This is a genomic window from Tepidiforma sp., assembly GCF_034432735.1.
GTDB lineage: Bacteria > Chloroflexota > Dehalococcoidia > Tepidiformales > Tepidiformaceae > Tepidiforma.
This window is the reverse complement of the sequence record NZ_DAOUBJ010000058.1, coordinates 1-5,961: the sequence shown is the minus strand read 5'-3', so window position 1 is coordinate 5,961 and position 5,961 is coordinate 1. Positions and strand designations below refer to the sequence as shown.

The 5,961-nt window shown below is 66.6% G+C and carries 6 protein-coding genes; 4 read left to right on the top strand and 2 right to left on the bottom strand.

Annotation, left to right across the window (positions count from 1 at the left end; translation table 11 throughout):
• Positions 1-12 precede the first annotated feature (12 nt).
• Positions 13-504 carry an Hsp20/alpha crystallin family protein gene (locus tag VAE53_RS06190; RefSeq protein WP_322818502.1) on the bottom strand — a complete coding sequence of 164 codons (492 nt, stop codon included), beginning with the start codon at positions 502-504 and terminating at the stop codon, positions 13-15.
• A 139-nt stretch (positions 505-643) separates the two neighbouring features.
• Here VAE53_RS06190 and VAE53_RS06185 point away from each other — a divergent pair, with 139 nt between their 5' ends.
• From VAE53_RS06185 to VAE53_RS06175, 3 genes are all read left to right on the top strand, one after another.
• Positions 644-1,657 carry a DnaJ C-terminal domain-containing protein gene (locus VAE53_RS06185; protein ID WP_322818501.1) on the top strand — a complete coding sequence of 338 codons (1,014 nt, stop codon included), beginning with the start codon at positions 644-646 and terminating at the stop codon, positions 1,655-1,657.
• 59 nt (positions 1,658-1,716) lie between these two features.
• Entirely contained in the window at positions 1,717-2,088 is a 372-nt protein-coding gene (locus VAE53_RS06180; RefSeq protein WP_322818500.1) for a heat shock protein transcriptional repressor HspR, read from the top strand.
• Positions 2,089-2,193: 105 nt separating this feature from the next.
• Complete coding sequence (locus VAE53_RS06175; RefSeq protein ID WP_369294033.1) at positions 2,194-4,677, top strand: ATP-dependent Clp protease ATP-binding subunit; 2,484 nt, start codon at positions 2,194-2,196, stop codon at positions 4,675-4,677.
• Positions 4,678-4,767: 90 nt separating this feature from the next.
• On the opposite strand, the gene VAE53_RS06170 is transcribed toward VAE53_RS06175, so the two are convergent.
• Positions 4,768-5,478 (bottom strand): hypothetical protein, encoded by a 711-nt coding sequence (locus VAE53_RS06170; protein WP_322818498.1) that lies wholly within the window; start codon positions 5,476-5,478, stop codon positions 4,768-4,770.
• Between the two features lie 172 nt (positions 5,479-5,650).
• On the opposite strand from VAE53_RS06170, the gene VAE53_RS06165 reads away from it, so the two are divergent.
• On the top strand, positions 5,651-5,961 hold a 311-nt coding region (locus tag VAE53_RS06165), incomplete at its 3' end, for a serine hydrolase domain-containing protein (RefSeq protein WP_322818497.1).

Here is a 5,961-nt window from a genome sequence, read left to right as displayed (position 1 = left end):
CCGTGGGGGCGGTCAGTTGTTGGAGACCGCCTGCCCTTCGACGACGCCCTGGGGCGTGATCTTGATGGAGCGCGCGCGGGCTTCGGGCTTCTTCGGCAGGACAAGGCGGAGCATGCCGTGCTCGAAGGAAGCGGAGGCCTTTTCGGCGTCGACGGTGGGCGGGAGGCGAAGCTGCCGCTGGAAGCTGCCGTAGCGGATCTCGCGGCGGAGGTAGTTCTCCTCGTTCGCCTCTTCCTTGTGGCTGAACTCGCCCTTGATGGTGAGGACGTCGTCTTCGACGGAGATATCGACGTCCTTGGGGTCGACGCCGGGGATAGCGGCCTTGATGACGAAGCTATCCGGCTGCTCGATGACGTCGAGGGCGAGGGTGAGTGGGCCGAGGTCTTCGCCGCCGTTGCGGAAGGCGGGGAAGCGCCCGAAGGACTGCTCGAAGAGGCGGTCCATCAGGTTCCGCATGGCGGTGAGCTCGGCTGCCGGGTCCCAGCGAGTGAGTGCGTTGGCCATCGGTGCACCTCCCTGGCATTGGTTGTTTCGCCCCCATTGTGATTCCGCCAGTTGTGGCTGTCAAGAGGTCTAAGCATGTCGTTATCAGCTTTTTGGTCAAATTCTTGCAGAGCGCGGCGGGGCGCGGTATGCTCAGGGCATGGCCAGGGATTTCTACGAGGTGCTCGGCGTCAGCCGAACGGCGACCGACAAGGAGATCAAGTCGGCCTACCGGAAGCTCGCCCGGAAGTATCACCCGGATGTGAACCCGGGCGACAAGGCGGCCGAGGCGCGCTTCAAGGAGATCAACCAGGCGTTCGAGGTGCTCTCGGACCCGGAGAAGCGGAAGAAGTACGACCGTTGGGGCGACCAATGGGAGCTGGCCGACCAGTTCGAGGCGGCGGGCGCGCGCCCGGGGGCGAACCCGTTCGGACGGGGCGCGGGCGCGGCTTTCGGGCGGGAAAACGGTGAAGGCGACTTCTTCGGCGATTTCGGCTCGATCTTCGAGACGCTCTTTCGGCGGGAGCGGGGCGGGCCACGCGCGGCGGGGGGGAACCGGCGAGGCCAGGATGTGGAGACGCCGGTGGAGATCAGCCTGGAGGAGGCGTTCCACGGGACGACGCGGACGCTGAATCTGCAGACGCCGGAGGTCTGCCGGACGTGTGGGGGGATGGGCGAGGTGGCCGGGGCGATCTGCCATGCCTGCGAGGGCATAGGGACGACGATGAAGTTCCGCCGGCTGGAGGTGCGCATCCCGCCGGGGGTGAAGACGGGTTCGCGGGTGCGGATCGCTGGCGAAGGACGCCCGGGGACGGGGAGCGGGGCGCCGGGCGACCTCTACCTGCTGGTGACGGTGCTGCCGCATGCCCGCTTCGAGCGAAAGGGCGACGACCTGTACGGCGAGGTGGAGGTGCCGGTGACCGATGCCGTGCTCGGCGGCGAGGTGATGGTGCAGACGATCGACGGCCGGGTGGCGCTGCGGATCCCGGAGTTGACGCAGAACGGGAAGCAATTCCGGCTGGCCGGGAAGGGGATGCCGGTGCTCGGCCAGGCGGGCAAGCGAGGTGATCTCTACGTGAAGGTGCGGGTGATGCTCCCCGACCAGCTGACGCCGGAGGAGCGGAAGCACTGGCAGGCGCTGCGCGAGCTGCGGGCTGCCGCGACGCGGCGCTGAGCGAGGGACGTGGCGAGCGTCGGCGGAGAAGAGACGTGAACGAAAGGAGGTGACGCCCGGTGCAGGAGGAGATATCGAGCAATGGTTTTCCGATCGATGACGACGAACCGATGTACGTCATCTCCATTGCGGCGCGGCTGCTCGGCCTGCACCAGCAGACGTTGCGGTATTACGAACGGGTGGGGTTGATTCGGCCGAAGCGGACGGCCGGCAACATTCGGATGTATTCGAATGCCGATATCCAGCGGGTGCGGACGGCGCAGCGGCTGATTTCGGAGCTGGGCGTCAACCTGGCTGGGGTCGACATCATCCTACGGATGAACGAGCAGATTCGGCGGCTGCAGGCGGAGCTGGAGGCGACGCGAGCGGAGCTGGATCGGCTCCGGGCGACACGGCTCCCGGCTCCGTATCGGGATGGTCCGGTTCGCTAGGGCGCGACGGGCCGACGCGGTCGGATTCGGGCGTGGCGCCAGGGGCCACGACGAGCGGCGCCCAGGTTGGCCCTGGGACAAGAACGATGGAGGAATATTTCGATGATGCGACAGGATAGATTCACGGAGCAGGCGCAAGAGGTGCTGGCGGCTTCGCAGGAGCTGGTGCGCCAGAAGCGCAACAGCCAGTGGTCGGTGCCGCATGTGCTTTGGGCGCTGGTGAACCACAAGGGTGGGCTCGCGGAGCAGGTGCTGGCGAAGCTGAACGTGGACATGCGCCGCCTGAAGGAGCGCGTGGGGAAGGCGGTGGACCAGCTGCCGACGCTGGCCTACGACGTGGTGCAGATTTACACGACGCCGGAGGTGGTGCGGATGCTGGAGGTGGCGAACGCGGAGGCGGAACGGCTGAAGGATGAGTACGTGGGGGTGGAGCACCTGCTGATCGCGATCGCGGACAACGAGGAGAGCGGCGCGACGCGGCTGCTGGCCGAATTCGGGGTGACGAAGGAGGGCATCTACCGCGCGCTGCAGGAGATCCGCGGGAAGCAGCGGGTGACGAGCCAGACGGCCGAGAGCCGGTACCAGTCGCTCGAGAAGTACTCGGTGGACCTGACGGAGTTGGCGCGCCAGGGGAAGCTGGACCCGGTGATTGGCCGGGAGGCGGAGATCCGCCGGGTGATGCAGATTCTGAACCGGCGGACGAAGAACAATCCGGTGCTGATCGGCGAGGCTGGCGTGGGGAAGACGGCGATCGTGGAGGGGCTAGCGCAGAAGATCGTGGCTGGGGATGTGCCGGAGAACCTCGAGGGGAAGCGGCTGCTGTCGTTGGACATGGGGGCGTTGGTGGCGGGCTCGAAGTTCCGCGGGGAGTTCGAGGAGCGTCTGAAGGCGGTGATGGACGAGGTGAAACAGGCGGAGGGCCAGGTGATCCTCTTCATCGACGAGCTGCACACGGTGATGGGGGCCGGTGGTGCGGAGGGGGCGATCGATGCCTCGAACCTGATGAAGCCGGCGCTGGCCAGGGGCGAGCTGCACGTGATCGGGGCGACGACGTTGGACGAGTATCGGGAGCGGATCGAGAAGGACCCGGCGCTGGAGCGCCGTTTCGCCCCGGTGTTCGTGGAGGAGCCGAGCATCGAGGACACGATCGCGATCCTGAAGGGGCTGCGACCGAAGTACGAGGCGCACCACAAGGTGGAGATCACCGATGACGCGATCGAGGCGGCGGCGAAGCTCTCGGCGCGGTATCTGACGGAGCGGAAGCTGCCGGACAAGGCGATCGATTTGATCGACGAGGCGGCGAGCAAGCACGTGATCGAAGCCCAATCGCTGCCGGCCGAGCTCCGCGATTTGCAGCAGCAGCTGGAGGAGTTGGCGCTGGAGACGGAGGCCGCCGTCCAACGTGAGGATTACGAGGCGGCGGCGCGAATCAAGCAGCGGATTTTGCAGCTCCAGGACGAGTACCAGCGCCGGAAAGCGGCCTGGGAGCGGGAGCACCCGGCGGTGGACCGCCGGGTGACGGCTGAGGATATCGCTAGGCTCGTCTCGGATGTGACGGGGATCCCGGTTTCGAAGCTGGGCGAGACGGAGCAGGAGAGGCTGTTGCATCTGGAGGAGCACCTGCACCAGCGCGTGATCGGCCAGGATCGGGCGATTCGCGCGGTGGCCGATGCGATTCGTCGGGCACGGGCCGGGCTGAAGGACCCGAAACGGCCGATCGGCTCGTTCATCTTCTTGGGGCCGACGGGTGTCGGGAAGACGGAATTGGCGAAGGCGCTGGCGGAGTACCTGTTCGACAGCGAGGATGCGATGGTCCGCATCGATATGTCGGAGTACCAGGAGCGGCATTCGGTGAGCCGGTTGATCGGCGCACCGCCGGGGTATGTGGGCTACGAGGAAGGCGGCGCGCTGACGGAGGCGGTGCGGCGGCGGCCCTACCGGGTGATCCTCTTCGACGAGATCGAGAAGGCGCACCCGGATGTATTCAACACGCTGCTCCAGGTGCTCGACGACGGCCGGTTGACGGATGGCCAGGGGCGGACGGTGGACTTCCGCAACACGGTGATCATCATGACGAGCAACCTCGGGACGAGCGCTCAGGAGCGGGCGACGTTCGGCTTCACGGTGCGGACCGAGGGGATGAGCGAGCAGGAGATTCTGCAGGGCTCGGTGGAGAAGGCGCTCCGTGAGCACTTCCGGCCGGAGTTCCTGAACCGGATCGACGAGATCATCGTGTTCGAACCGCTGACGCAGGCGCAGCTGCTGCAGATCGTGGACCTGCTGGCGAACGACGTCCGCAAGCGGCTGGCGGAGCGGCGGATCGACTTCGAGCTGACGCCGGCGGCGAAGGCCGAGCTGGTGCGCGAGGGGTACGATCCGGTGTACGGGGCGCGCCCGCTGCGACGGACGGTGCAGCGCCGGGTGGAGAACGAGCTGGCCCGGCGGATCCTGGCCGGCGAGTTCCGCGAGGGTCAGAGGGTGGTTGTCGATTTCGTCGACGGGGAGTTCCGCTTCTCGGCGGTGAAAGCGGCCGCTTCCGGGGCCGAGGATGGCGAGGTGGTCGAAGGCGAGGTCATCGAGGTGCGCTGACGCGTGCGAGGTTGGTGCGCGGGAAGATGGGGGCTCCCAGGTGGGGCCCCCATCTCGCGCGGCCACGCACGAGCTCGCGCGACCGTGAGGTTATTGGACGGGGAAGGGCGGTTCGAACAGCTTGGCGTCGACTTTGTCGGAGTACTGCTTCAGGGTGATGGATGCGCCACCCTGCTGGTCGTACTGGATGGCGGTGAGGATCTTCTCTTTTTTGGCGACGCAGAGGACGAAGCTGGAGGTTCCGGTGACCTGCCAGCAGGCGGAGTCGAATCCGGCGATCTTGCGGTCGTCGAGCCGTTTGTAGGTGCTCGCGCCCTCTTGGAGCGAATCGAGGGACTGACGGAAGTCGAGGGCCTCGAAGGATGGGTCGGGCGCTTGGCGGCTGCAGAAGCCAGTGGTCCCGGCTTTGAAGCAGGTGAAGGTGTTCTGGTCGGTGGTGATGATGATGAAGCCACCTTGGGCGGATTCGATGCCGATGTAGCTCTTTTTGCCATCTTGGGCGAGGGTGAGCGTACCCTTTCCGGTGTCCTGGGTGATTTCGTAGGTGGAGGTGAAGGTAGCGCGCGTGTACGCTTCGGCGACGGAGCGGAGTTCGTCGGGGATAGTGCTGCTGCCGGACTCGGCTTGCCGGGTCGCCGATGGGGTCGTGGGGGATTGCTGCTGGGCGGGTGTTCGGTCGGACGCTGGGGTACTGGTGGCGGCGGGGGAGCCGCCGGTGTCGTCGTCGCCGCCGCAGGCCGCGGCGACGAGCCCAGCGGAGAGGACGACTGCGAGGGTGCCCGATAGGAATCGCTTGCTCAAGGTTGCTCCTCCGGCGGATGCCGTCGAGGTATTATTGCGCACGTTTCGCAATGCGGAAGGATGCGACGCGCAATCTTTCCCGAATCCCTGGAACGCAGGGGTGGCGGAGCAGTTTCGAATTGGATTCGGGAAGCGTAAAGTTTCGGCCACGCTCGACGCTGGAGGGACGGAGATGAACGAGGCGCTGAATGCGCGGATCCAGGAGCTGCTGCGCGACCAGATCGCGCGGGGAACGCAGCTCGGGGTGCAGGTTTGTGCGTACCTGGGCGGGGAGAAGGTGGTGGATGCCTGGGCGGGGCAGATGGGGCCGAACGACCCGCGGCCGGTGGGGCCGGACACGCTCTTCAGCAGTTTTTCGACGACGAAGGGGGTGGCGGCGACGGCGCTCCACATCCTGGCGGACCGAGGGGTGATCGAGTACGAACAGCCGGTCGCGCGCTATTGGGAGGCTTTCGGCCAGCGGGGGAAGGAGCGGGTGACGGT

What these genes read in the sequence shown, in the direction of transcription:
- VAE53_RS06185 (WP_322818501.1), top strand. Translation starts at nt 644, where the DNA reads ATGGCCAGGGATTTCTACGAGGTGCTCGGCGTCAGCCGAACGGCGACC.
- VAE53_RS06190 (WP_322818502.1), bottom strand. Translation starts at nt 504, where the DNA reads ATGGCCAACGCACTCACTCGCTGGGACCCGGCAGCCGAGCTCACCGCC.
- VAE53_RS06175 (WP_369294033.1), top strand. Translation starts at nt 2,194, where the DNA reads ATGCGACAGGATAGATTCACGGAGCAGGCGCAAGAGGTGCTGGCGGCT.